The following is a 3046-nucleotide window of genomic DNA, read 5'->3' as shown; positions in this document are numbered from 1 at the left end:
CCGCCCTGCTCGGGGGCCTGCGCAGCCGGGGCCTCGGCGGGGGCCTGCTCGGCGCGCGCCTTCTTACCCTCGCCACCGCAGCCGCAACCGCAGCCGCCGTCCTCGGAAGGGACGGTGTTGGCGTCGACCAGCTTGAACATCTGACGGTCAGTCATGTCTTTTCCTTATCCTCCGGCCCGCAGGGCCATTTCGGTAAACCTCATACAGTGTAGGCGCGCCTCAGCCGTGCCCGCGCGTTCACTTAATGAGGAACTCGGCCTCGACCTCGACGCTGACGTTGAGGGGCAGGGCGGCGACGCCGACGGCGCTGCGCGCGTGCTGGCTGCCGAAGATCTCGCCGAAGAGCTCGGAGGCGCCGTTGATGACGCCGGCCTGGCCGTAGAAGTCGGGGCGCGAGGACACGAAGCCGACGACCTTCACGACGCCCGCGAGGTTGTCGATGCCGCCCGCGACGGACGCGGCTGCGGCCAGGGCATTGAGGGCGCACACGCGCGCCGCGTCCTTGGCGTCCTCGGGGTCCGCGCCGTCTTCGCCGACGGCGCCGATGCACACGGGCTCACCGCCCACGACGGGGATCTGGCCGGAGGTGCGCACGACGCCGCGGTCGATGACGGCGGGCACGTAGGCGGCGACGGGGGTGGCGACGGCGGGCAGTTCGAGGCCGAGTTCGGCGAGTTTTTCGGAGGGGAGCATGGGGGTCCTTTCGTTGTCATTGACGAGGCCGGGGCTGGTCCGTTGATCCCAGTGTAGTTGGGCGCCTCGAAGGGATGGCAGGTGGGCGCACGGGGGCAGGGGGTGGGCATTCTTGACTTCTTGTGCGCTGTCTCATAGGGTGTGGGGAAGACTTGCCAACCGGTAGAGGAGGAGCAATGGAGGACTTTAGTATCGACTACGCCGAGATCACTGCTGTCAACGTGCATCTCAGTGATGCTGGATCAAGGTTTCAATCGGAAGAAATACCGTCCACCCCCGACTCGTCTGCGCTTGGGGGGCTCGTCGTGTTCACAGCCCATGGGCTCTATACGAACCAGATTAACAAACGTCGAAAGAACGTTATAACCTGGCATGAAAAAACAGCATCCTCCCTATCCGATACTTCCAGGCAAAATCAGAATAACGACCACAGCTGGGCTACCGTTTTCAACACTGATCTCAATTCTCCACTCTAGGTAGTTTACGATATGTCTTTTTTATTTGCATCATTCATCAACGACGCTCCAGGAAATGCATCTGCCGTCTTGCAACTCGCTGACCAGTGGGACGCCTATGCGCTGAAGTGCGACAGTGGAGCCGACGAGATCTCGCATGCACAGACGCTCGTTCCTTCGTGGAAAGGCGAGGCTCGCGATTCCTTCGACAAGTCGATCGAACGCCAACGAAACCGATATATCAACATCGGAGGGGACGCCACGACTGGTTCTTCCGCGATTAGCACCTACGGATGGGAAATCCACGCGGCGCAAAGCTATATCGAGAACCTTCGATACGAGGCTGCACTTCTAGACAGGCACCTCGCAACCGCTCAGATCACTTCCGTCAGCGAGTATATGACCGTCTTCATGGAGTGCTACCAAAAGGCTAACGTCCTCGTTGCGGAGGCAACTAAGCGCATCATGCAGGTGAAGAGGGCAGCCAACCAGTGCGCTGCGGATCTGTTACGCACTGTGCATATCGAGCCAGTCCAGATAGGCAAGAAGGGCCCCAACGAAGGCGGGCAGATGGGGCAACTGTCACAAGACGAGATCGCCCAGATCCAACAGGACCTTGAGGCACTCAAGAACGGGACGTTCGATTGGGAGGGGATGGAGCAAGGGTACATCGGTGACTGCTACTACCTGGCCAGCCTGGCTGCTCTTGCACAGACACCGGAGGGGCAGGCAAAGCTCGCCGCGATGATTCGCCCCCACTACGACGAAAACGGAGACATCGATGGTTTTCTTGTCAACGTTCCGACCGACCCCGATAATCCGAATGATGCGCCAGGGCGCGAGGTCTTTGTCCATAGCAAGTACCTGAACGGCGCCACGCAAGGTGGACGTGTCGGCGCCTACTCCATCCTGGAGGCAGCCTGGGGGCAAAACCATCCCGGAGGTTCTAACGACTCGGATGACACTCCTCCGGGAATGACTAGCGGCCTACCGGCAAATACTCTCAAAATGATCACCGGCAACCAGCCGGAGCTCATTCTCTCTTCACCCACCAACTCGGCCGGATATTCGAGCACTGAACGCGACACTATCATCGCGGCCTCCGCTCAACAACAACCAATCGTTTCATCCACATCATCATCCCAAGGTGATTTTGATAACCATGGTGTAGCTCTCGTAGAGGCCTCTGTCGGCGGTCAAGAAGTGGAGCTCAAACTCTACAAAAGTCACGCGTACACGATGGTTTCCGCGGACGAAAACGGCGTCACGCTCTGCAACCCACACAATCGCAACCGGGACTCGTCGGATAATGAGATCGACGCGACCTTCACGATTTCCTGGGAAACCTATGAAAAGTACTACGGGCGAACAACGATCGGAAGCACGTCCTGATGTTGGCACAACCTATTTCCTTCAACAGGCCTCGCACGGAGACACGACACTATTGACACGCCGACAAACCGTCAGCACCACATAACTTAGTCAGGAGCACACGCATGCCAGCACACAACGAACACATTGTCACCGTCGGCGAAACCGGACAGTTTTTCCCCCGCAAGGGGAAACGCTCGCCCGTCTATCTCATCTCGCGCGTGCACATTGACGGCGGCATCATGAAGGCCAGCTTACAAGGCGGATATTCGGCCAGGGATATTCCCGGTGGCAGTGTCAGTACAACACTGATTGTAGGCGAGCCCTTCCATGCCCCTTACACGGGCACCTTTACCCTTCTCGACGTCAGTCCCGCGCAGAGCCTCGAGGGCCACGGCTCAGCCACCTTCCGCTTCGAACCCGACCCAGACTTCGAAGTCTCCGACACGATCTAACCCATGACACACATGACACACACGCTCCGCCAGCCCGCGCACGCGGCCGCCGCCTGCGCGGGCCTGGCCCTG

At 59.6% G+C, this 3046-nt stretch carries 3 protein-coding genes; 2 read left to right on the top strand and 1 reads right to left on the bottom strand.

Annotated features, from left to right (window positions below; translation table 11 throughout):
* Positions 1-237 precede the first annotated feature (237 nt).
* Positions 238-693: a RidA family protein gene (locus HMPREF1138_RS10270; protein WP_009059586.1), complete on the bottom strand. Its 456-nt coding sequence runs from the start codon at positions 691-693 to the stop codon at positions 238-240.
* A 488-nt stretch (positions 694-1181) separates the two neighbouring features.
* Between HMPREF1138_RS10270 and HMPREF1138_RS10265 the strand changes: the two genes are divergently transcribed.
* Both HMPREF1138_RS10265 and HMPREF1138_RS10260 read left to right on the top strand, forming a co-directional pair.
* Positions 1182-2540, top strand: coding sequence for a hypothetical protein (locus tag HMPREF1138_RS10265; RefSeq protein ID WP_009059587.1), 1359 nt, complete (start codon positions 1182-1184; stop codon positions 2538-2540).
* Between the two features lie 104 nt (positions 2541-2644).
* Complete coding sequence (locus HMPREF1138_RS10260) at positions 2645-2974, top strand: hypothetical protein (protein WP_009059585.1); 330 nt, start codon at positions 2645-2647, stop codon at positions 2972-2974.
* Positions 2975-3046 lie beyond the last annotated feature (72 nt).

Origin of the sequence: Actinomyces sp. ICM58 (genome assembly GCF_000283035.1) — a bacterium.
Classification (GTDB): domain Bacteria; phylum Actinomycetota; class Actinomycetes; order Actinomycetales; family Actinomycetaceae; genus Pauljensenia.
This window is presented reverse-complemented; position numbering and strand designations above follow the sequence as displayed.

What these genes read in the sequence shown, in the direction of transcription:
- HMPREF1138_RS10270 (WP_009059586.1), bottom strand. Translation starts at nt 693, where the DNA reads ATGCTCCCCTCCGAAAAACTCGCCGAACTCGGCCTCGAACTGCCCGCC.
- HMPREF1138_RS10265 (WP_009059587.1), top strand. Translation starts at nt 1,182, where the DNA reads ATGTCTTTTTTATTTGCATCATTCATCAACGACGCTCCAGGAAATGCA.
- HMPREF1138_RS10260 (WP_009059585.1), top strand. Translation starts at nt 2,645, where the DNA reads ATGCCAGCACACAACGAACACATTGTCACCGTCGGCGAAACCGGACAG.